Origin of the sequence: Microbispora sp. ATCC PTA-5024, assembly GCF_000511135.2 — a bacterium.
In the GTDB taxonomy this organism is placed as follows: Bacteria; Actinomycetota; Actinomycetes; order Streptosporangiales; family Streptosporangiaceae; genus Microbispora; species Microbispora corallina.
In genome coordinates this window covers 2,332,214-2,352,933 of sequence record NZ_KI866522.1, presented here as the reverse complement: position 1 = coordinate 2,352,933, position 20,720 = coordinate 2,332,214, and the positions used below count along the sequence as shown (strand labels likewise).

At 69.9% G+C, this 20,720-nt stretch carries 30 protein-coding genes; 14 read left to right on the top strand and 16 right to left on the bottom strand.

What is annotated here, in order from left to right; all coding sequences use genetic code 11:
• The first annotated feature begins 50 nt into the window (after positions 1–50).
• The 11 genes from MPTA5024_RS10470 (at position 51) to MPTA5024_RS10420 (ending at position 8,149) form a co-directional block, all read left to right on the top strand.
• Positions 51–1,904 carry a phage distal tail protein gene (locus MPTA5024_RS10470; RefSeq protein ID WP_036322050.1) on the top strand — a complete coding sequence of 618 codons (1,854 nt, stop codon included), beginning with the start codon at positions 51–53 and terminating at the stop codon, positions 1,902–1,904.
• 12 nt (positions 1,905–1,916) lie between these two features.
• Complete coding sequence (locus MPTA5024_RS10465; RefSeq protein WP_051457903.1) at positions 1,917–3,092, top strand: hypothetical protein; 1,176 nt, start codon at positions 1,917–1,919, stop codon at positions 3,090–3,092.
• Positions 3,092–3,799, top strand: coding sequence for a hypothetical protein (locus MPTA5024_RS10460; protein ID WP_036322048.1), 708 nt, complete (start codon positions 3,092–3,094; stop codon positions 3,797–3,799). Before MPTA5024_RS10465 ends, MPTA5024_RS10460 begins: the two co-directional genes overlap by 1 nt.
• 14 nt (positions 3,800–3,813) lie before the next feature.
• A complete protein-coding gene (locus tag MPTA5024_RS10455) occupies positions 3,814–4,587 on the top strand; it encodes a hypothetical protein (protein WP_036322045.1) in 774 nt (257 codons plus the stop codon).
• Between the two features lie 90 nt (positions 4,588–4,677).
• Positions 4,678–5,022, top strand: a complete 345-nt coding sequence (locus MPTA5024_RS10450) for a hypothetical protein (RefSeq protein ID WP_036322044.1) — start codon at positions 4,678–4,680, stop codon at positions 5,020–5,022.
• Positions 5,019–5,219, top strand: coding sequence for a DUF7620 family protein (locus MPTA5024_RS10445; RefSeq protein ID WP_036322042.1), 201 nt, complete (start codon positions 5,019–5,021; stop codon positions 5,217–5,219). The genes MPTA5024_RS10450 and MPTA5024_RS10445 overlap by 4 nt, the downstream gene beginning before the upstream one ends.
• A 4-nt stretch (positions 5,220–5,223) precedes the next feature.
• On the top strand, positions 5,224–5,544 hold the full coding sequence (locus MPTA5024_RS42025; protein WP_036322040.1) for a putative phage holin: 321 nt from the start codon (positions 5,224–5,226) through the stop codon (positions 5,542–5,544).
• On the top strand, positions 5,541–6,323 hold the full coding sequence (locus tag MPTA5024_RS10435; RefSeq protein ID WP_051457902.1) for a peptidoglycan recognition protein family protein: 783 nt from the start codon (positions 5,541–5,543) through the stop codon (positions 6,321–6,323). The genes MPTA5024_RS42025 and MPTA5024_RS10435 overlap by 4 nt, the downstream gene beginning before the upstream one ends.
• A 9-nt stretch (positions 6,324–6,332) precedes the next feature.
• On the top strand, positions 6,333–6,869 hold the full coding sequence (locus tag MPTA5024_RS10430; protein ID WP_036322038.1) for a collagen-like triple helix repeat-containing protein: 537 nt from the start codon (positions 6,333–6,335) through the stop codon (positions 6,867–6,869).
• A 4-nt stretch (positions 6,870–6,873) separates the two neighbouring features.
• Positions 6,874–7,734, top strand: a complete 861-nt coding sequence (locus MPTA5024_RS10425; protein WP_157099357.1) for a hypothetical protein — start codon at positions 6,874–6,876, stop codon at positions 7,732–7,734.
• 58 nt (positions 7,735–7,792) lie between these two features.
• Complete coding sequence (locus tag MPTA5024_RS10420) at positions 7,793–8,149, top strand: hypothetical protein (protein WP_036322034.1); 357 nt, start codon at positions 7,793–7,795, stop codon at positions 8,147–8,149.
• Between the two features lie 369 nt (positions 8,150–8,518).
• Here MPTA5024_RS10420 and MPTA5024_RS10415 read toward each other — a convergent pair whose 3' ends face one another.
• The 14 genes from MPTA5024_RS10415 to MPTA5024_RS10370 all read right to left on the bottom strand — a co-directional run bounded on the left by MPTA5024_RS10415 (position 8,519) and on the right by MPTA5024_RS10370 (position 16,225).
• A complete protein-coding gene (locus MPTA5024_RS10415) occupies positions 8,519–9,085 on the bottom strand; it encodes a hypothetical protein (protein WP_036322033.1) in 567 nt (188 codons plus the stop codon).
• A gap of 77 nt (positions 9,086–9,162) precedes the next feature.
• Positions 9,163–10,158, bottom strand: coding sequence for a tyrosine-type recombinase/integrase (locus MPTA5024_RS10410; RefSeq protein ID WP_051457901.1), 996 nt, complete (start codon positions 10,156–10,158; stop codon positions 9,163–9,165).
• A 16-nt stretch (positions 10,159–10,174) separates the two neighbouring features.
• Positions 10,175–10,318, bottom strand: a complete 144-nt coding sequence (locus MPTA5024_RS40760) for a hypothetical protein (RefSeq protein ID WP_157099356.1) — start codon at positions 10,316–10,318, stop codon at positions 10,175–10,177.
• A 75-nt stretch (positions 10,319–10,393) separates the two neighbouring features.
• A complete protein-coding gene (locus MPTA5024_RS10405; protein ID WP_036322031.1) occupies positions 10,394–10,693 on the bottom strand; it encodes an HU family DNA-binding protein in 300 nt (99 codons plus the stop codon).
• 230 nt (positions 10,694–10,923) lie between these two features.
• Complete coding sequence (locus tag MPTA5024_RS10400) at positions 10,924–11,280, bottom strand: hypothetical protein (protein ID WP_157099355.1); 357 nt, start codon at positions 11,278–11,280, stop codon at positions 10,924–10,926.
• Between the two features lie 4 nt (positions 11,281–11,284).
• The gene (locus tag MPTA5024_RS40755) at positions 11,285–11,425 is read right to left on the bottom strand and encodes a hypothetical protein (protein WP_157099354.1); all 141 of its coding nucleotides are present in this window, start codon (positions 11,423–11,425) and stop codon (positions 11,285–11,287) included.
• Positions 11,422–11,637, bottom strand: coding sequence for a hypothetical protein (locus tag MPTA5024_RS10395; RefSeq protein ID WP_036322029.1), 216 nt, complete (start codon positions 11,635–11,637; stop codon positions 11,422–11,424). Before MPTA5024_RS10395 ends, MPTA5024_RS40755 begins: the two co-directional genes overlap by 4 nt.
• Before the next feature lie 174 nt (positions 11,638–11,811).
• The gene (locus tag MPTA5024_RS10390; RefSeq protein WP_036322028.1) at positions 11,812–13,737 is read right to left on the bottom strand and encodes an FtsK/SpoIIIE domain-containing protein; all 1,926 of its coding nucleotides are present in this window, start codon (positions 13,735–13,737) and stop codon (positions 11,812–11,814) included.
• On the bottom strand, positions 13,734–14,039 hold the full coding sequence (locus MPTA5024_RS10385; RefSeq protein WP_157099353.1) for a hypothetical protein: 306 nt from the start codon (positions 14,037–14,039) through the stop codon (positions 13,734–13,736). Before MPTA5024_RS10385 ends, MPTA5024_RS10390 begins: the two co-directional genes overlap by 4 nt.
• Positions 14,039–15,319 (bottom strand): hypothetical protein, encoded by a 1,281-nt coding sequence (locus tag MPTA5024_RS10380; RefSeq protein ID WP_036322025.1) that lies wholly within the window; start codon positions 15,317–15,319, stop codon positions 14,039–14,041. The genes MPTA5024_RS10385 and MPTA5024_RS10380 overlap by 1 nt, the downstream gene beginning before the upstream one ends.
• Positions 15,320–15,405: 86 nt before the next feature.
• Positions 15,406–15,654, bottom strand: coding sequence for a hypothetical protein (locus MPTA5024_RS10375; RefSeq protein ID WP_036322024.1), 249 nt, complete (start codon positions 15,652–15,654; stop codon positions 15,406–15,408).
• A gap of 72 nt (positions 15,655–15,726) precedes the next feature.
• Positions 15,727–15,855, bottom strand: coding sequence for a hypothetical protein (locus MPTA5024_RS44205; protein ID WP_269750558.1), 129 nt, complete (start codon positions 15,853–15,855; stop codon positions 15,727–15,729).
• Positions 15,852–15,986, bottom strand: coding sequence for a hypothetical protein (locus MPTA5024_RS44200; protein WP_269750557.1), 135 nt, complete (start codon positions 15,984–15,986; stop codon positions 15,852–15,854). The genes MPTA5024_RS44205 and MPTA5024_RS44200 overlap by 4 nt, the downstream gene beginning before the upstream one ends.
• Complete coding sequence (locus MPTA5024_RS10370) at positions 15,983–16,225, bottom strand: hypothetical protein (protein WP_157099352.1); 243 nt, start codon at positions 16,223–16,225, stop codon at positions 15,983–15,985. Before MPTA5024_RS10370 ends, MPTA5024_RS44200 begins: the two co-directional genes overlap by 4 nt.
• 287 nt (positions 16,226–16,512) lie before the next feature.
• On the opposite strand from MPTA5024_RS10370, the gene MPTA5024_RS10365 reads away from it, so the two are divergent.
• Positions 16,513–17,268 (top strand): GntR family transcriptional regulator, encoded by a 756-nt coding sequence (locus MPTA5024_RS10365; RefSeq protein ID WP_036322022.1) that lies wholly within the window; start codon positions 16,513–16,515, stop codon positions 17,266–17,268.
• An 88-nt stretch (positions 17,269–17,356) separates the two neighbouring features.
• On the opposite strand, the gene MPTA5024_RS39480 is transcribed toward MPTA5024_RS10365, so the two are convergent.
• Positions 17,357–18,103 carry a DUF4352 domain-containing protein gene (locus MPTA5024_RS39480; protein ID WP_051457900.1) on the bottom strand — a complete coding sequence of 249 codons (747 nt, stop codon included), beginning with the start codon at positions 18,101–18,103 and terminating at the stop codon, positions 17,357–17,359.
• Positions 18,104–18,281: 178 nt separating this feature from the next.
• Between MPTA5024_RS39480 and MPTA5024_RS10355 the strand changes: the two genes are divergently transcribed.
• Both MPTA5024_RS10355 and MPTA5024_RS10350 read left to right on the top strand, forming a co-directional pair.
• Positions 18,282–18,683, top strand: a complete 402-nt coding sequence (locus MPTA5024_RS10355) for a GntR family transcriptional regulator (RefSeq protein ID WP_036322020.1) — start codon at positions 18,282–18,284, stop codon at positions 18,681–18,683.
• 722 nt (positions 18,684–19,405) lie between these two features.
• Complete coding sequence (locus tag MPTA5024_RS10350; RefSeq protein ID WP_084369548.1) at positions 19,406–20,452, top strand: substrate-binding domain-containing protein; 1,047 nt, start codon at positions 19,406–19,408, stop codon at positions 20,450–20,452.
• An 11-nt stretch (positions 20,453–20,463) separates the two neighbouring features.
• On the opposite strand, the gene MPTA5024_RS10345 is transcribed toward MPTA5024_RS10350, so the two are convergent.
• The gene (locus MPTA5024_RS10345; protein WP_051457898.1) at positions 20,464–20,709 is read right to left on the bottom strand and encodes a hypothetical protein; all 246 of its coding nucleotides are present in this window, start codon (positions 20,707–20,709) and stop codon (positions 20,464–20,466) included.
• Positions 20,710–20,720 lie beyond the last annotated feature (11 nt).

Below are 20,720 nucleotides of genomic sequence, written 5' to 3'. Positions count from 1 at the left end.
CATGCTGCGTTTTCGTGCCCGCCGACCTGTGACCGAGAGTGGAGGTCGGTGTGCTCAAGAAGAACTCGTTCTCTGGCGGGACCGACGGCGCGAACATCACCACCAGCAACTCCGGCGGGACGTCGGGGAATGCGTTCGACTCTTGGGGCTCGGCGCCCTCCTACACGAGCAGCCAGGCAACCGGTCTACGCGCCCCGCTGGTCGCCAAGCTCCATGACCTGACGTCGAGCAGCGACTCCCTCATCTGGAACTACACCCTGAGCGCGCGCACGGTGTGGCTGAGGGAGTACCTGTATCTGTCGGCGTCGCCCGCCAGCGACAGCGTCATCGTGGACGAGAGCGAGTTCGCCGTCTGGATCACTCTCAAGACGGACCGGACTGTAACCATCACGTCCACGGGTTTCACGCCCGTCACCTTTGTCGCCTCGACGACGGCCCTGCCGCTCAACACCTGGTGCCGGATCGAAGCGAAAATCGTCTACGGCACCACTAGCTCCAACGGCGCGGTCGAGCTGCGGATCTACACCTCGGCCGACTCCAGCACCGCGACCGAGACCAAGACCGCCACCGGCGTCAACACCGGGACCACCGTAGGGTCGTCGATCGCGTTCGACGCTGTGTACGGGTTCGACCTCCTCGTCGATGATCTCGCCATCACCGATGTGGACTGGCTCGGGCCCGCAGCCATCAACGCCACAGCGACGCCCAGCGCGGTCCCCGCCAGCACCTCCGCACCCACCCCGACCATCAGCACCGGGCAGAGCCCCTCACCCGCCGCCGTAGCGTCTGTGGCCGCTGTGCCCGCCCCGGCGGTCAGCACGGGGCAGACAACCAACGCGACCACTGTCGCCGCCGTATCAGCCGTGCCCACCCCCACCATCACGGTTGGCACGGTCTCATCCGTCCAAGCCACGGCGGTGCCCGCCGTGGCGTCGGTGGCGGCGCCGGGCCTGTCGACAGGCAGCATCATCGCCCCAGGCGCGGTGGCTGCAGCAGGTGTGGTGCCGGCGCAGGGCGTCAGTGCGGGATCGATCTTCACCGCCTCGGCGGTTCCCGCCGTTGCCCATGTTCCCCTCGCCGTGGTTACGGTGCCGATCCTGCCCGGTGACCTGGTCGTCCTTCCTGGGCAGGTGGAGTACGACGGCACCCTGTGGGGTGAGGGGACCAGCTTCCGCGTCAACGAGATCACGGGGTGGACCAGCCTCCCCACCATCGACAACGGCAACACCCTCCGCCCGCAACGGCATGGGGCGTGGTCGGGGCGGAAGCTCGCTCAGCAGCGGCTCGTCACCATCAAGATGCAGGCCCTCGCCGGGACCGACCCGTCCACGGTGGATTCCCTGCTCGACGAGCTCGCCGCCGCGGCGTCCGTCCCCGATGACGAGTCGGAGCGGAACCTGGTGATCCGCGGGTGGGGGCCCAAGCGCATCGCCCGTGGCGCGGTGGTGGATTTCGTGTCGTCGATGGATGACGACTACTCGGTGGGGATGCCTACGGTCAGCGTGCTGATCGCCTGCTCCGACGCCCGCAAGTACGGGCTGACCGTGACCTCAGTGGTTGTGGACAACGGGTCCACGGCGGCGGCGGTGAATGAGGGGAACACCTCGACGCACCCGCTGGTGCGGATCAACGGGCCCTGCACCAACCCGTCCATCACGAACCAGACGACCGACCGCATCCTGTCGTTCGGGGTCACCTTGGCGTCGAACGAAACGCTGCTGGTGGACACCAATGCGGGCACCGCGGTGATCGGCGCCGCCGACTACATGCACACCCTGGCACCGCTCAGCGTCCCCCCGGAGGACTGGTACCTCGTCAAGGGCACCAACGCCATCAGCTACTCCGCGTCCAGTGGTGGCGCCAACGGGGTTGAACTGCAATTCCAGCCCGCCTACCTGGCCTGACAGATCGGGGGCGTGGTGAGTGTCACCTACCGGTACGTCGCGGCGGACCTGCTGACCGACGCCTACATCACGGACCTGCCGCTGCAGGACGTGACGTTCACCCGCCGCATCATCGAACCGGGCACCCTGTCAGCGTCGGTGGAGATCCCCGACGCGGTCATGGCGGACCGGGTCGCCAAGGTGATTCCCCGCCACCCGGTCGACCCGGGCGAGCCGGACGGCCTGTCCACCGGTCCCGGCCGCACGGTGATACACGTCTACCGCAACGGCGTCATCTGGGGGACCTACCTGATCTGGTCGGCGTCGGTGCAGCAGCAGGGCCGCGCCAACCCCAAGGTCACGATCCAAGGGTCCACCCTGGAGTCGTACCTCGGCCACGTCATCATCCGGCAGGACATCCCCTCCTTCGCCGGCGTCGACCAGGTGGAGATCGCCCGCCAGCTCATCACCCACATGCAGTCCGACCCGCAGGCCGACCTCGGCATCACCCTGCAACCAGGCATGTCCGGGGCGGTGCGGGACCGCACCTACCTCGGCACCGAGGCCGCCTCCTACGGGCAGCGCCTCACCGAACTCGCCCAGGTCGACGACGGGTTCGAATGGCTGATCGACACCAGCGTGGACGCCGGCACGGGGGTTCGGTCCAAACGGTGGAAGTGGGGGTACCCCACCCTCGGCAGCACGACGGGGTACGTGTTCAAGGGCGACGACGTCCTGTCGTGGCAGGAGGACATCGACGCCCTCCGCGGCGGCACCCAGTGGCAGACCCGCGGCGAGTCCACCAACACCGACGTCGCCGCCGGCAGCATCCCCCTGACGTCGCTCATCACCCCGGCGCAGGACTACATCGACGCCGGGTGGCCCCGCCTGGACCAGACGGTGGACTACTCCACCGTGTCGGAGCAGGACACCCTCGACAATTACGCCGCGTTCCTGGCCGCCAACCGCGGCGGCGCCGTGCGCGTGCACCGGGCGACTGTCCGGCTCGGCCCTGGGACGTCGTTCTCGCCGGGGAACCTGGGTGACTACGTGCGGATCATGCTGGTCAACGCGTGGTGGCCGGTCCGGTCCGGTGTCGCGTCCTTCAGCAAGTCGTGGCGGGTCATCGGGATCGATGTGCGCCCGGTGTCCCGCAGCGACGGCCAGGAGCAATGCACGCTGACGTTCGAGGAATCGGTGGACTCCTGATGGCCGTGGTGTACCCGGACGACGTCCTGAAGCGTGTCCGCGCCCTGGAGTTGGGGCAGCAGCAGCTTTTCACCAGCATCAACACGAAACCGGCGTTCAACCGGGTCGAGTCTGGGCCGCTGGTGGTGGGGCGGGTCGGCACCCGGCAGATCACCCTCAACCCGGACGGCGCCCTGAACCCGGAGATCTGGCTCGACCCCGACGGCACCGGCACCAACCCCACCCGGGTCGTCGCCGAGTCCGGCACCGGGCAAGCCGTCCTCAAGCTGTACTCCGGCACCTCGGGTGGGGTGCAGTCGTCCCTGACCCTGGACGCCGGCCAAGTGTCCATGACGTCCGGGGCCGGGTCGTTCGCCTACTGGGGCCACGACGAATCACGGTTCGGCTACAACGACTCCACCAGCGGGAACTGGTTCCGGTTCGGGCCGAACATCTGCCGCCACAACGGCGCCTGGGACGACTTCGCCAGCCTCGGCCCGAACACGGGCCTGCTGTGGGGGTCCATCACGATCGGCGGGTCAAGCACCTCCGCCACGGTCGGGTACCCGTCGGTGATGGCGTCCAACATGGGCCCGATCGTGTCGCTCCGCAACGGCGGCGGGGTGTCCATGGCGTGGTGCATCACCGCGTCCAGCGCGTCGTCGTACTCGGTCGCCTGGGCCACCTCCGTCTCTGTCGCGCTGTACCAGTGCGCGTTCCGCCACTAGTTGAGGGGGGCCGGGTGGACCGCGGCTACATCTACGAAACCCAAGCCAGCTTCACGCACCCGACGGTGGCGCCGGACCGCACGCACCCGCTGCTGCGCCCGTTGGCGGACGACGTCCACCCGGTGTGGGGCATCGTCTGCCACTACCCGGACTGGCGGGCCGACGAGACGAACCCGTCGAACGGCGACCACTGGGAGATCCGCCCGCACGTCCTGCTTGAGGAGTTCTGCTCCCGGTTCGGGTTCGACGTGGATGAGGTGCCCACGATCGTGGACACGATCCTCCACTACAAGCTTCCCGACCGCTCGGACGTCCTGGCCTGGCAGAACCCCACCACCGCGGCGGCGTTGAAGGCGGCGGAGGACATCCCCGACCCCACCGACGTCCGTCTCCCGTATGTCGAGCGCCGGGAGGCAATGCTGGCCCGCGCTGCCGTGGTGAAGGCACACCTCGTCCAGGTGACCCCGGCGCCGCGGGAGGACCGGCAGGCCGCCCTCGACTACCGCCGCGCGCTGGTCGAGCAGGCCGCCGAGCAGTGGGCCGCGGCCGGTGGTGAGCTGCCGCCGCAGTTCCTCCTCGGCCTGGACGACGTCGCCCCCGAGGACCCGCTGGAACTGATCACCTCCCACAGGTTGGACGGCAACCGTGTCCGCGCCCGCCGGGCGAGGGATGAGTGGGAGCTCGCCGCCGGCGACCGTGCCGTGCACCCGGCTGTGGCCGCGGCGGGGGCGCCGATGACGTTCGGCATGGACCGCCTCGTACCGCCCGCCATCCGGCCGGGCCCTTGATCGTGCCGCCCGCGCTGATGGGCTGTCGCCAGCCGTCAGGTAAGGGGAAGCCGCGGGCGGCACCCAAACACCACACAGAGCGGGGGATGAGTGGACCTGATGGCTGTCCCGTGGGTGCAGGGCTCCCTCGTCACCATCGTGCTGGCCATGATCTTCACGATGGCTGGGGCGGTCTTCAAGGGCTACCTGATCCCCCAGAAACGCCACGAGGAGCAGCTGGCGGATCTGCGCGCCGATCGGGATGCCCGGGTGGCCGAAGCCAACGCCGACGCCGAGGAATGGCGCCGCCTGTGGACGTTGGAACACGAGGCGCATGACCTGACCCGCCGCGCCTACGCAGAGGAGATACGGGCCGTGCTGCTCGCGTCAACGGAGGGCACCCAGATCGGTGTCGCCCTGTTGAAGGAGCTCAAGGCCAAGAGCGAGGCGCCATGACAGGTCGCGACCGGCCTGAGCTGAGTAAGGCCACCGAGGAAGCCGAGGAGTCGAGGCGTCGCGCTGAGCAGGACGCGAAGCGGGCCCACGAGTCGGCGCGGAAAGCGCTGGGCCTGGCCGAGATGCTGCGGCGGCTACGTGAGGAGAACGGGTTCGAGCAGATGTTCCTCGACGCGTTCGGAGGCCGCGGTGGATGAGCTGATGCGACTCACGGGGACGGTCCTCATCCTCGTGTCGGCGGTCCTGGCCACGGGATGTGTGGCCGCTCAGGGGCTGCTGGCCAGGTGGTGGAAGACCGACGCCGGCCGCCACACGTTCGTGTTTCAGGCGGTGTTCGCGCTGTGCCTGGATCTGTGGGCGTTGCGGGTGGTCGTTCCGGATGGGGCGTGGTTCCTGATCGCCCGGCTGGTCGCGTTCATGGGCGTGCCCGTGGTGCTGGCCTGGCGTCTCGAAGTCATCATCCGCACCTGGCAGCGGGGCCGCCGGGCGCGCGCCGAGAGCAAGGAGGACGCCAGCCCATGAAGGAGATCCGCACCAACTTCCACGGCGGCACGCAGACCACCGTGAACAGGATCGTCATCCACGCCACGGTGAGCCCGTGCACGCGCGGGGGAGCGGTGGCGGTTGCCCACTTCTTCCAGTCGCCGAAGACGGGTGGCAGCGCGCATTACGTGGTGGATCCGGGTGAGGTGGTCCGTTGCCTGCCGGAGAACGTCGTGGCGTTCCACGCACCCCCGAACACGGGGTCGATCGGTGTGGAGCTGTGCGACCCGCAGAAGGGCCCGTCCTCCCGGTGGGGTGACGTCGACCACGACGCGATGCTGCAGCAGGCCGCCCGACTGGTCCGGCAGATCGCGCAGCGGTGGGACATCCCGCTGCGGCAGCTGAGCGTGGCCGACGTGAAGGCCGGCAAGCGGGGGATCTGCGGGCACGTGGACGTCTCGAAGGCGTTCCACAAGACCGATCACACCGATCCCGGGTCGGGGTTCCCGTGGGACCGGTTCATGGACCTGGTGAAGGGTGACCAGCCCAAGCCCGAGCCGCCGGCGGACCCGGATGACAACCCGGTGCCGGAGTTCGCGCGGGTCCTGAAGGTGGCGGACCCGATGATGCACGGCCCGGACGTCGAGAAGTGGCAGAAGGCCGCCCGACGGTTCTCACCGAAGCTCGCGGTCGACGGCTGGTACGGCGCCGACTCCAAGCGGGCGTGCGAGGCCGTGCAGCGCGAGGTCGGCATGCCCGTGACGGGTGTGGTCGACGCAGAGACCTGGCTCCTCACATGGGTGTGGATGCCGAACTAAGGAGAAGTGATGAAGCGAATCCTCGCGCTCGTCGCCGCGGCGCTGCTCGCGGTGGGCGTGTTCGGCGGCGCTGTGGCCGCTGTGGCGGCGTCGGAACCGGCGAAGTCCTACGGCGGCTGCGTCAGCAAGTCGACCGGCTACCTGCGGATCCTGGAGAGGAACAACCTCGCCAAGAGCTCCGTGGGCAAGTGCAAGTCCACCGAGCGGCGCATCACCGTGCCCAGCACGTCCGGGCTCATCAAGGGCGACAAGGGCGCGACCGGCGCGTCGGCGTTCGAGGTGTGGCGCGACCTCAAGCTGGCCGACGGTACCCAGCCGAACAAGGCCAAGACCGAGGCGGACTACCTGGCGTCGCTGAAGGGCGACACCGGCCCGAAGGGCGCGGACGGCAAGGACGGCGCGACCGGCCCGCAGGGCCCGAAGGGCGACCCCGGCCGGGGACTCGACGGCGCCCCGTTCAAAATGACGTTCGCAGGCAACGGGCCGTGGACGTGCTCCTGGCAGGCGGACACCGAAACCCTCGCCTGCGTCACCCCGGCGAGCTGAGCTCGTGCCTTCACGGATGCTGGGCCGGCGCCCACCCAAGCGGGCGCCCGCCCTCAAGCTGTCCCGCTTCCTGACCGGTGCCGTCCCCGCCCACCCGCCCGCGGCCGACCATTTCGCCCAGGTCGGCGACTGGGGGCTGTACACCAACGACAAGTACGGCGTGTGCGGCCCCACGTCCGTCGCGAACCAGCGGAAGCTCGTCAGCAAGTACCTCGGCGGGGCAGAGCAGTCCCCGACCCTGGCCGACGTCTACGACCTGTACCGGCGGTCGGGCAACCCCACCTTCAACCCGGCCACGGGTGCGGGGGACAACGGGGTCGACATGCAGACGATGCTGGAAGCTCTGCTCGCCGGCGGGATCGGCGGGGTGAAACCGTTGGCGTTCGCTGCGGTGGACGCCCGCGACCTCGACGAGATGCGCGCCGCGATCAGCATCTTCGGCAGTGTGCTGCTCGGGGTGGATTTGGAGACGGCGCAGGACGCGCAGACCGACGCCGGGCTGTGGGACTACCGCCGGACCCCGGAGTGGGGCGGGCACGCCGTCGTGTCCGGCCGGTACGTGGACGTCACACCGGACCGTGGGGACCGTACCGCGGTCGTCACGTGGGCTCACGTGGTGGACATGACGGACGCGTTCGTGCAGCACCAGGTGGAAGAGGCGTGGGTCGTGATCTGGGCCGAGCATCTGGGCGCCCGAGCGTTCCAGGAGGGCGTGGACCAGGTGGCGCTCGCCGCGGCGTATGAGGAGCTGACGGGCCGCCCGTTCCCTGCCCCGGTGACGCCGCCGGCTCCGCCCACGCCCGTGGGCGCCGATCAGGCGCTGGCGCAGGCGATGCGGTCCTGGCTGTCCGCCAAGGGCCTGTAACCCCCCGCTGTTCGTCCCGCCAGAGGTTGGCGGGCCTGTCCCCCCGAAGGAGGGGCTTGTGAACTCAGGTTTCAAGATTCTCGGCCGTGACCCCGCGGCTGTGCTCTACGGACTCCAGTCCATCCTGGCCGCCCTCGTCGCGTTCGGCGTGTTCGGGCTGACCGAGCAGTCGGCCGCGGTCCTGCTCACCATCACCTCCGGCGTGTTCGCCCTCATCACCGCCGCGGTCACCCGCCCGTGGCAGGTGTCGCTGTTCACCGGCGCCGCGAAGACGATCCTGACGGGTCTGGTGGCGTTCGGGCTGCCGGTGTCGGAGGTGCAGATGGGTGCGATCATCTCGGCTCTGACGATCGTTCTGGGGCTGCTGCTGTACGGGAACGTCTCCCCGAAGGAGACCGCGCTCACGCGCGCCTGAGCTGAGGGCCCGTCGGATCGGCCCCACGTCCCGACCGGTGCCCTCTGCGGTGAGAGGTCCAGGGCGACCTCAACAACCCGCCGGCCGCCTGCTCCCCACGCCCACCGAGGGGGAGCAGGCGGCCCTTCCCCGTTTTGTCGGTCCTGGGGTCTACCCTCTGGTCCGTCTGTCGTCGCTCGGTCAGCCACACAGACACAGCGCCCCCACCCCTCGACGGGGGTGGGGCGCTGTTCGCGTTCCGGCCCTCCCCCTCCTAAGGGCCGGGCACCGGATCATGGTGCATGACGCCACCGACACGCGGACGGCGATCACACCCCTGGAACACCAAGCCCCTCTCGCCCGGTTGGGCGGGAGGGGCCTTCGTCGTCTCTAGGAGTTCTTCAGCCTGGGGTTGAGCGACCTAGCAGAGATGGTCGTTCGCCAGCGGCACCCGTCGAGTCCGCCGCCGCTCCCAGCACGGTTGACAACGAAACCCGTACCGAACAACTCCTCGTCGCCGTAGCGCACCCGCACGGACACCTCATCACGTGAGTCAGTGACGGGCTCAGCGCTGGTGATCGTCACGGTAGCCATCTTGCGGAGGAAGATCGGCTCTCCGACCGTTCGCGCCTCGTAGTCCGGGACGTAGCCAGGCTCGACCTCCTGCCCGCAGATCCGGCACGTGTGGCGGAGGACCGTGTAGCCCTCGCCTTCGCAGACTCCGCCGCAGGAGCCGTCACACGGCATCTCTACACGCTCGCTGTTCAGCGTCGGCAACTCCCCGCCTTCGGCGAAAGCGTGGAAGTGCCCGGCGGCGTCGATGAACTCCCAGCCCGGGTCTGGCTTGGTTGCCCGCTCTGAACGGACGTACTCAACGTCCTGCTGGATCTCTATCTCGCACGGCCACTCGCGGCCGTTGTTGACAGCCGCCATGGCGGTGAGTGTGCCTGCGTTCATGTCTCCTCCAAAGTCGAGCGTATGACGAGGGATAGAAGATCAGTGCGGGTAGCTCATAATCCGCGTTATCGCTCGGTTCACCACAGGACCTTCGCGACCTTCACCGAGGGGTCGTTCTCCAACCGCCGCGGCGAGTGGAGATAGATCTCCGTCGTCTCGATCGACGAGTGACCGAGCGCGTCCTGAATTTCCCGCGGCGACGCCCCCCGCTCGTGAGCCAACGTGGCGAAGGTGTGCCGCAACGTGTGGGGGTGGACCCGCTCCGGCTTGTGCAACCCGGCCTCCCGGGCGAGCCGCTGCACGAGCTCGGCGACGTACCCCGTCGTGAGCGGCTTCCCCTTCGACGACAGGAACAGCGGCCCCGGCCCGTCGCCGCGGACCGCGAGGTAGGCGTCGATCGCGGCGCCGGCTTCCTCAGGCAACTGCCGGGTGCGGATCTTCCCGCCCTTGCCGACGATCCGCACCGTCCGCATCCCGCGCTCCCACCCCAGCGAGTCCAGGGGGAGGGAGGTGACCTCGGCCACCCGCGGCCCCACGGAGAGCATCAGCGCGACGATCGCCGCCGTCCGCACCCGCTGCCGCCCGTGGTCGTTGGCCGCGGCCCGGTTCAACGCGAACGCCTCCGACTCGGTCAGGCCGACCGTCTTGGACTCCTTGCGGTTGGTCTCCGGCCGGTTGGCGTCCCGGAACCGGTTGGCCTCCAACCCGCCCGCCTTGACGAGGTAGGTGTACCAGGACGACACCGCGGCGAGCTTCCGCGCCGCCGACCTCGCGGACAGTCCGCGCCCCCGCTCCAGCCACCGCCCGTAGGCGTCGCCGTGGCCCATCGTCGCCGCCAGCGGGTCGAGGTCGCGTTCGTTGCAGAACGCCAGCCACTCCCGGAGGTCCCGCCCGTACGCCGCGGCGGTGTGCTCGGACCGCTGGCGGAGCAGCCACGCCCACACGAGCTGCTGCACGTCCGGCCCGAGGGTGACCATCTCGGCGCGCAGATGCCGCTTCCACTGCGGCTCCCGGCCACCGGCCGGCTTGTCGAGGTCGGCGCCGACGACTTGGCCCACGAGGACATGCGTCATGCGGGTGATGCTCCTCTCAAAGGCGGGGGGCGGGTTCAGCTATCTGCCGGCCGAGGGCGAGGGCCGCCATCACTTGGAGGCGGCAGACCTCCACCTGCTCGCCGTTCACCCACACGCAGCCGCAGGGCAGGGTCCGGTCCGGCTGGGGCGTCTTGGCCATCGTGCTCACCTTTCATAGATGTGAGGTTGGCGTCCCGCCCCCGGGGAAGGAGGGCGGGACGCCAAGGGGTTGGTCTCAGGCGGCGGCCTGCGTCGCCTTGCCGCCCTCGTTCACCGCGGCCTTGAACTCGCTGCCGGGCTTGAACTTCGGCGCCCAGGACTCCGCCACCGGGACGATCTGGTCGGTGCCGGGCTTCTTCGCGGTGCGGGCGGGCTTGTGGACCATGTCGAACGCGCCGAACCCGGTGATGGACACCTTGTCCCCGGAGGCGACGGCGGTCTTGATGGCGTCGAGGACCGCGTTCACGGCGTCCGTGGCGGTCTTGCGGTTGCCGGTGGTGTAGGCGACGGCGTCGATGAGCTGAGCCTTGTTCACGTGTTCTCCTTGTTCGGTGGTTGTGGAGCTGGCGCTCCGGCCGTTCCCGCCCGACACCAGCCGGGCGGGAACCCGCAACGTCAGCGCTTGTAGACCCAGCCGTTGCCGTCACACGCTCCGCACACGCGGACGACGTAGTGACCGTTCTTCGGGACCTGCCAGCCGCCCTGCCCTTTGCATGCGCTGCACTGCTCGACTGCTCTCCTAGCCAGACCCATCGGGGTCTCCCTTCAGTGGTGGGTGTCGGCCGTGGACCGGTCGGTCACGGTCAGGTCGGTGATGACGTAGGAGGGGGCGGCTTCCAGCTCCAGCACGCGGCGGCCTTCGATCGCACGCAACGGCGCGGGCTGCGGCTCGGTGGCCGGCAACCGCACCATCCGGTTCGCGCGGACGGCCAGCAGCACCGGGGCGACCAACGCCACCACGGTCCCGACCGCGGCCAGGACGACCACGGGCGCCCCCACGTACACCAGGGCGGCACCGCTGACCGCGACCGTGGCGACGGCGAGGCCGGCCCGGGTGCACAGGGCAGCCAGAGCAACCTCGGCCACCACCGCGCCGGCGGACACCTTCACGGGTCTGCACATGGGGTCACCGGTCCATGTCGGCGAGCTCGGCGCCGACGCACTCGTGGGAGCAGTAGGCGTCGTTCTCGCTCGTCGCGTACGGGCCGTCCATCACGCTCGGGCCGGTGTACCGGGTCCCGCAGTAAATGCAGCGCTTGGACTTCATTTGTCTTCTCCTCGGCCGAGTAGGCGGGCGCCGCCGCGGCGCTTGCGCCCGGTCCCTTGGCAGCGCCAGCAGTCGCCGAACGCGCCCTTGAATGAGGTGGAGTGGATCTGGCCGGTGCCCTTGCAGTGCCCGCACGGCTTGTACGGCAGGAACCAGCACGAGATCAGGTAGCAGGCTCCGAGGAACGCGCCGATCGCGATCAGTGCGAGCACAGGGATGCCTCCTTTCGGTGGTGATTTCGGGGTCTGGAAGGGGGTCTAGGGAGGGTCTAGGACTAGACGGTTTGGCTCTAGGAGCTAGACCCTGGGCCTAGGAAACTAGAGCCTTCCGACCTGCGAAGATGCGTTCCTAGACGGGCTAGACGGGGGTCCGAGGGGGTGGCTGAATCACCTCCCGAAGAGGCGATTCAGCGCCTCGGTGAAGTCGCTGCGCCGGTAGCCGTTGCGGTTGGTCCCGTCGATGTCCTGGCCCTTCGGCTGGAGGCCCAGAGGGCGCAGCCTGCGAGCGAGTTCGGCCGGGTCGTTGGGGTCATCAGCCACCCCCGCCCACGCCGGGTCGTCGCTGATCCGGTCGAGCAGGTCCGCCGTCCAGATCTTCTCGGCGTCGCCGCACGCGGCGATGCACGCCTTCAGCAGCAGCACGTCCGGGCTGCTCTCCCTGGCGGGGAGGGTGCCCGCGGACTCGCGAAGCCGGTACGCCCGCCGGGTGATGGCGGCCACGTCGTTGTCGTCGATGAAGCACGACCGCAGCCACACCGGCATCGCGCCCTCAGCGAGCAGCAGGCCGGCGCCGCGCTGGGTGGAGTCGATGGTCGAGGCGTTGTAGCCGCGGCCCGCCCACCCCTGCCCGAGGATCGTGTCGGACGCCTGCGGGGTGGTGCAGCGCAGCGCCCACCGAATCGACAGGATGTCCCGCAGCAGGGTAGGGACGACCTCGGCCGCCGGCCGCTGGGTCGCGGCGGACAGCACGATGCCGGAGGCCCGGCCGCGGGACACCAGGTCCCACAGCACCTTCACGATCTTCTTGCCGAACTCGTCGTCGGTGGTGAACCGCTGGATCTCGTCGATGTGGAGGAACTCCAGCGGCATGCCGAGGTCCTCCCAGTTCTCCGCGGTGACCTTCCGCTGCCCGGCCCGCTTGAGCCCGCGGTAGCGGTCCTCCATCACCTCCTGAAGTTCGAGCGCCACGTCGTAGCACGCCTTCGGGTCGGGCTCGGCGAGGAACCGGTGCGCGATCTGCTCGTAATCCAGCAGGTCAGCGCCGCCCTTGCCGTCGATCAGCCACATGCGGGCGTGCGGGTCGAGCGCGACCGCGCCGAGCACGTTGTGGTCCGCGGAGCTCTTACCGGACCCGGCCTCACCGCCGACCAGGAGCGACCGCTCGATGAGGGAGAACTTGACCGCCCGGCCGCGGGCGTCCAGCCCGACGTGGACCTTCTCCCGCCAGATGTCGAACGGGTCCGCCCGAGGCACCAACGGGGAGGGGACGGGGTCGCCGGAAAGCGGGTCGTCGTCGAAGCATTCGATGGTGACGCGGCCGTTGTGCCCGCGGGCGGGGTCGATCGCGACCTGCGGCATGCCGACGCCGAACGCGGCGGCGATCTCCGGCTGCCGCTTGATGAGCTTGGCCGCCGGCACACCCGCCTTGGGCTCGACCGTGGCGACCCACCCGCTGTTGGAGCCGTTCCTGGTCACGGGGCCGATGACGCGGATGTCGTCGGCCTTGCCGAGCTGCCCGGCCGCCTCAAGGGCGTGCCGGATGGCCTTGCTGCCCGGGTGGGTGCCGAGGACCGTCCGCTCGTCGCTGCCGTTGGTGTCCTTGGCGGTGGCGATCGCGTTGACCACGCCCCCGGCGGTCATCACGAGCAGCGCCGCCCCGGCCGGCGGGAGCCAGATCGCCCACCAGTCCTGCGCCCACCCCCAGGCGTCACCTGCGGCGAGGGCACCGGCGGAGTAGAGGGCGATCTTGCGTCGGCGTTCGCGGATGGCCTCGACGAACTCGCCCTTGCCGTTGGCGAGGGCCTGGGAGTGGTCGGCCGCGGTGATCCACCGCCACCACGCGCCGAGGATCCTCGCCGATCCCTCGGTGGAGTGCCGGGCGGCGGCCTTCACGACGGGCATGGCGCGTGAGCTGCGGACCCGGTCGGCGCGGAGGGCCAGGTCACCGCGGGTGCGGGTGACCACGGCCAGGACCTCACGGCGGACCTTCGGCGCCGGCGGCGGGGCCTTCTCCACGTCCTGGGCGTCGCGGGTCACCGGCAGGCGGATGACCCGGGCGTCGCGCCTGGAGTCGAAGTTCGGTGCCTCGGTCATCGGGTCCCCCACAGGGTGAGCGGCTGCCACCCGAGCAGGTCGCACAGGTGGCGGTGGGCCAGGTCGGCGAACAGGGCGGTCCCAGCCGCTAGGTGGCGGGCACCGTCGAACGCCACGATCAGCAGCCCGCCGGCGGCCAGGGCGAGCGCGGCGGCCAGGATGCCGGCCACGATGAACGGCGCACGCCACCCCTGGGAGCGCAGGGCGCGGCCGAGCTGGGCGGGTGTCCACCCGTCGGGGCAGGGCTGCCGGGTGGACTTCAGGACCAGCACGAGGACGGTCAGGATCAGGCAGGCGAGCATCACGACACCTCCGTCGTGGTCATAGGAACGGCATCCGTGGTGGCCGACGCGGTGGGCGGCTTGACGATGTTCCGAGGGAGGAAGACGTAGCCCTTGGCGGCCAGTTCATCGCGCGCGGCCTGGACACGGAGCCCGGCCCACCCGCGGCTGAACCCGAACTTGTCGTTGACCTCGCTGTAGGTGGGGGTGCGGCCCTTGCGCATCGCCGCGCGGATCCATTTCTCGGCGTCGCGGTTGTCCTGCTCATCGGGCCTGTCGCGGTCACCGTCCTGGTCACCAGAAGGGGCGTCGCCCGTGGCAGGGTCGGTGGCCGGCGCGGGGGTGATCGCGGGTGTCTCGGTCGGACACTCGACCGTCGGCTGGGCGGACACTTCGCCGGAGACCGCGGCGAGCTCGGCGATGCGCAGTTCGGTGACCGTCAGCGCGTCGGACTGGGCGCGGATCAGCGCGCCCTGAGCGGACACCAGGCGGTCACGGGTCCGGTCGAGCAGCCGCGCCGCCTCGGTCGTGGTGGTGTCCATCTGGACGGCGAGGATCGCCACGGCGGGGGACTGCTCACTGTGGCGGACCGCCCACCGGAGCGCCTGCCACGTCTCGGCCCGGTGCAGCAGCCAGCGCAGCATCGAGAACTTCGGCGCCCTCGGGTCGATCAGCCCGGCCGCGCGCAGCTGCTTGCGGTGGACGTACCGGGAGTGCATCGCCCACAGCCACGGCGACAGCAGGGAGGCGAGGCCGAACATGATGGCCTTGTCCGTGGGGTGCCAGTCGGTGGCGTAGTGGTGGTAGTTCAGCCCGGCCACGAGCGCGGCGATGCCGTAGGACGCGGCCCGCAACCGGAACACGCTGTCGCCTTCGATGAGGGCGACGTGGGCGTGCCAGCCGACGTAGATGGCGATCGACTCGACCACCGCGGCGGCGCCCAGCGCGCCCGGGAGGGGCCAGCCGAGGCCTTCGTGGAAGGCGTTGACCTGGCCGGCGACGGCGACGAGGTTGACGCCGACGATCGCGGCGACGAGAACGAGGGCGCGGCGGAGCCGGTCGGCGCGGTCCCGTGTGGTTTCCCACCAGGCGGCGCGGTCGACGGTGCGGGCGGCCTTGCGGCGGCGCTTCCACTCCTGGGCGCGCTCCTCCCGGCGGAGGCGGGCTTCGGCGAGGACCTCGGCGCGCCGGGCCTGGGCTTCGGCGTCGCGGGCCCGCCGCTCGGCCCGGGTGAGGCGGGCGTGCTCGGGACGCTCGGTCTCCGGCTCGTCGGCCCTGGGGGCGAGATGGATCTGGCTCATCGGGTCCTCTGCGTGTGGTCTGTGGTCTGGTGGTGGGGTGCGGTCCCCGGGTCCGGGGGTGTCAGGTCTGCCGGCCCGGGGACCGCTCACGGCTTGGGCATCGCCCGGCACTTCTCGGCGTGGGACTGCGCCCACGGGCGGACCATGAACTGCAGGTTCCAGTCCGACTTGCTGCTTCCGAACGTGCTGGTGCAGCCGGTGCAGGCGGCGACGTGGTCGTCGCCCTCGCCGCAGTCGTCCTTCTCCACGCGGATGTCGACGGTGGCGCCGCCGACGGTGAGGTAGCGGGCGATGACGCCCTCGGGCCAGGCGGTGGTGTTGATGGTCTTGGTCATGGCGGTGTTCTCCTTCGGTGGTCTGGTTCGGGGTGGGGTCCCGGGTCCGCGCCTGGCCACGGAACCCCGCGATCAGCGGCGGCGGACCTGACGCCCGCGGCAGATGTGGCCGCCGGTGGAGTGCGCTCCGCAGTCACGGCACACGTTGATCGGGGTGGGCTGCTTCTTCGGGGTGGGCGGCGGGTCCTGCTTCGCGGTCATCGGGTCACCCCCGCGGGGTGGAACTCGACGCTCAGGTCCGCGGCGTACACGCCGTGACCACCGATGGGGCAGGTGTAGAGGACCGGGCCGCCGTCCAGCGGGACGGAGTGGGTGGGGCAGGTCGCGGTCACGACTCGGCCCCCCAGCAGATGAGGCACTCGGCGTCCGAGCAGCCCTCCATGTCTACGTGGGGGAGGGAAGACAGGTCGTCCGGGGCCGCTTCGCGCTGGGCGAGGATTCGCGCCGCTGCGGCGGCCAGGATGCCGAGCTCGTGCTCGGTGAAGGCGTTGTGGACGGTGCTGTCGAGCGCCATCAGGCCCCGTCGAGGGCCGAAGGCGTTGACCAACTCCATCGCAAGGGCTGTCCCCATGCCGAGCCCAAGGGTGAACGAGGGATCTGCAGGGTCGGCGTGTGGCTGGGGGTCTGGCGTACCCTGAAGGGGCATTCGAGACTCCTGCTCTCGATTGGGCCCCGGTGGAGGTCGCATCTCTGCCGGGGCTTTCCTTTGCTAGGACCTATCGGTTAGGTTCTAGGAACAACCTAACCGATAGGTTGAGGTGAGGCAAGAGACCCGGAGCATCCATGAACCGAGTAGTGCTGCCCAGCAGGTACGACAGCGGGGGTATAAGATCGCAACCTAGTCGTGAGGGGAGAGGTATGACCATCGAAGACCCGCGTCCCCGCTACCAGCAGGTTGCTGACCTGCTGGCGGCCGAGATCCGCGACGGGAGATGGCCGCAGGGCGCCAAGCTGCCAAGCCAGCCAGAGTTGGCGAGGCGCTTCGGCCTCTCCCAGACTTCCATCGCCAGGGCTATGGAGGTACTGAAGGCGACGGGCCTTATCCGCTCAGAGTTCGGTGGAGGGTCGTACGTCCTGGAAGCCCCGGCAACGAAACGGGTGCGGACCATCCCATCGAGCTTTCAGACGGGAACTCCCAGCGGGTTTGCTGCCCAGATGCGAGCGGCAGGACTGGAGCCTCGAACCGAACTGGACATCCGCGGTCCGGAGGATGCGCCGCCACACGTGGCCGCATGGCTGGGTTTAGATGACGACGAACAAGTGATGGTTCGGGCCCGGCGGATGTATGGCGGCGAGCGACCAATGCAGCTCGCCACCTCCTACATTCCCTGGCGGATAGCAGGCGAGATCCAGCCATCCGAGGTGGACACAAACCCTGCCGGGCTGTACGCCGTCCTTCGGGAGCACGGATACGGCCCGGTCCGCTTCTTCGAAGAGATCGAGGGCCGCCGGCCCACACCTGACGAGGCGGCGTTCCTCGGGCTGTCTGATGTGCAGCTGGCCTTTGAGGTGGTCCGTGTGGCCGTTGGCGAGGATGAGCGGCCCATTGAGGTGTGTGTGAACGTCCTCGCACTGTCTAGGTGGCGCCTGCGATACGAGTGGGAGAGCGAATAGGCGCGATCGCCGCAGCTGGGCCGTCTGACGCGTAGGGCCGCCCCCGACCGGACTCGGGGGCGGCCCTACGCGATTGCGGGCGGGTCAGCTACCTGGACAGGACCCACTCGCCCGTCTGGTCGGCGAAGCCGCTGTTCAGGGAGAACTGGAACTTCGCGAGCTTGGTCGACTTCGGCACCTCGAACAGGATGACGCCCTTCCGGCTGTCCCCGGGCCGGACCGTTACGGCGTTGAGCAGCACGCCTTCGCGGACCTCGCCGAACGTCGAGTTGTACTGCTGCCCCTGGTCGTCGATCAGCTTGGCCCCGTTGGAGGGGCTGTCGTCGTACACGGCCTGCCCGGTGTTGCCGAGCTTGACCTCGACCGCGACGTACCGGTTGCCGTCCTGCGGCTTGGTGAACTCGTTCTTCGGGGTGGCGTCGTTCACCACCTTGGTCACGGTCACGTCCACCTTGAGACCCTGGTCGATGCCCTTCAGGCTGACCGTGGCGCCGACGGCGACCGGCTCGGGGGCGCCCCCGGGGGGCGTGGTGTCGGCCGGCTGATCCTGCGGCTGATCCTGCGGTTGGGCCTCGGTCGCTGTCGGTGCGGTGGCGGTGACGACGTCCGGGGTGGAGTTGCCGGCCAGCGCGACGATGGCGGCGCAACCGCCGAACAGGAGCAGGGCTCCGACGCCGATGATGATGAGGATTAGCGGGGCGTTGGACTTTTTCGGCGGGGGAGGGGGCGGGTATCCGTAGCCGGGCGGCTGGCCGTAGGGCTGCTGGTACTGCGGCTGCTGCCCCGGCTGGGTGTGCCACTGTCGTGGATCCTGGGGGCCTTGCTGGTGGGCCATCGCTCGGTCTCCGGGGGTTGGTTGAATCTCGGAACGTTCCTGGGACGGATGATCCACCTGGGTGGGTTACCTGGCCAGGGGGCGTTGACCGGATCGTTAGCTCGGTCGTCTCTACGTACCGATCATCGCTACGTAGAGATGAGAAGGACGTACCTACGTAGCGACTACGTTCCTTTCCATGATCAACCCGGACAACGGCGTCCCCGTCTACAGGCAGTTGGCGGACATCATCCGAGGTCAGATCGAACGTGGAGAACTGCGGCCAGGCCAGCGACTTCGCGCCGAGCCGGACTACATGGACGAATATGACCTCAGCCGCACATCCGTGCGGCAGGCTATGGCCGTACTCCGTTCCGAGGGGTTGATTACAACGACCAGGCGAGGGTCACGTGTCCGTGCCCAGCACGACATTGCCGAGGTGGTCATCGGGGGTGACACTCGGGTCACAACGCGGATGCCCACAGAGTCTGAGCGGCGCGAGCTCGGGCTCGCGGAAGGTGTCCCCGTGTTCGTCGTGGAGCGTGAAGGTCATGCGCCCGAGGTGTTGGCTGGGGACCGAACGGCCCTAGTCGGAGATTAGGGAGCGCGTGGAAGCTGGGCGGTAGGGGAGTCTCGCCGCCGCGGGACGGGCGACCCCGGGCACTTGGCTTGTCCGGGGCCGCCTCTCCCTTTCGGGGCCGCGCCGCCAACCCGCTCGCCCTGGGAAGGACTGGGCCGACGGCGCGGCGCCTGTGTCCCTCGCCCGTCCTGGAAAGTCCGGCGAGTCGGTATGACCTCGGATCGTAGCGGATCAAGAGCCCGCCGTCACGAGCTAATACGGACGTGCATCGCACTTATTCCGTCAGGGGGACGAAGCGCGACGACCGTATCAGAGCGTGATGGATGGCCACACATGTGGCCCTATGTGTCGCTGACCTGGGCGAAGATACAGCGTCGGATTATTCGCACACACACAGCGCGTGGCCGGGGAAAACGCAGGTGGGCACACCGCTAACCGTCGAAGGATTATGAGTCCGATGCTCTGACCGGCTGAGCTACCGCCCCGCAATGGTGGAGTCTCTCACAACTTAGTGCGTACGTGGATCGTCGAGCGGCCGGACTCCGGCCTACGCCGGTAGCGAAAGGGAGATCGAATACGGAAGGCGACGAACCGGTCAGCGAGGGCCGAACGGTCACGCCGAGGGAGATCGCGGCCAAGGAACGACTCATGGCCGTCCCCGTACGGGGTACGCCGGGGCGTCACGAGGCAACGGATCGGGTACCTCAGGCCAGGGTGGCTCTGCGAAGAATCGGGGGGTTCACGTGGGGAGACGGCTGGCGGCGGGGGCGGTCTCCCTGGCCCTTGTGGTGGCCGGATGCGGGCCGAGGGAGGAGTCCGGGGACCCGCTCGGGGCGGTCGGCTCGCTTCGCGAGGGGTTCGCCATCGGGGTGCTGCTGCCCGACACGCGTACGGAGCGGTACGACGCGGAGGACCGGCCGGCGATCCTCAAGGCGGTGCGGGCCCTGTGCCCGCGGTGCCGCGTCGCCTACCGCAACGCCGAGGGGGACCCGGGGCGGCAGAGCCGGCAGATCGACCGGCTGCTCGACGACGGTGTGCGGGTGCTCCTCCTCGACCCCGTGGACCCGGCGACCATCACCTCCGCAGTGGCCCGGGCCAAGATGCGCGGGGCGAAGGTGGTGTCGTACGACCGCCTCGCGAACGGCCCGATCGACGCGTACGTCTCGACCGATCCCGAGGAGATGGGACGGGCCCAGGGCCGGGCGCTGATCGACGCGATGAGGGCGCGCGGCGGGAGGGGACCGGTCGCGCTGCTGTACGGCCCGCCGGGTGACTCCTTCGCGGCGGCGTTGAAGAAGGGGGTCCACGCCGTGGTGGACGGGCGCGTGCGGGTCGGCTGGGAGCGCGACGTCCCGGCGGGCCGGGCGGCGGGGGAGGCGCGCGCCGCGGTGGCAGCGTTAGGCCCGGCGGCCCTCGGCGGCGTGTGCTGCGGCGGCGACGCGATGTCCGCCCCCGCCGCCGGCCCGAAACCGCCCGGTGGGAACCCACGGCCTCGGAGCGGCCCGGACGCCGCGGCGATCCTGGCGGCTTCGGGGGCGCCGCTGGTGGGAGCGGGAGTGGACCGGGAGACCCTCCGGAGGATCGTGCTCGGCTCCCAGACGGCGGCCGTGGGGGTGGACGTCGCCGCCCAGGCGGCGGCCGCCGTCCGGATGGCGGTCGAGGCCGCCCGGGGCCGGGTGGTGGGCGGCGCGGCGCGGGTGTCCAACGGCACGACGGTCGCCATCCCGGTGGTGTGGGTGCCGCCCGTCGTCGTCACGCGGGCCAACGCCGCGGCGCTGCTGAAGGACTGACCGGCCTGGGCTCACTCGTCGGCGTCCTCCTGGGAGGGCGCGGGGGCGGCGGTCGGGCGCAGGCGCTCCCAGACGAGGAAGACGCCGCCGATCACGAGCATGCCGATGCCGGTCCACAGGTTGATCCGTACGCCCTCCGCCTTCTGCACGGCCTGGGAGCCGTCGAACAGCCCGGTGACCGTGAGGACGACGCCGTACACGAGGAACAGACCACCGATCACCCGTCGGATGTCGAAGAGCCGTTGCGGGGCGGCCATGGGGAACCTCC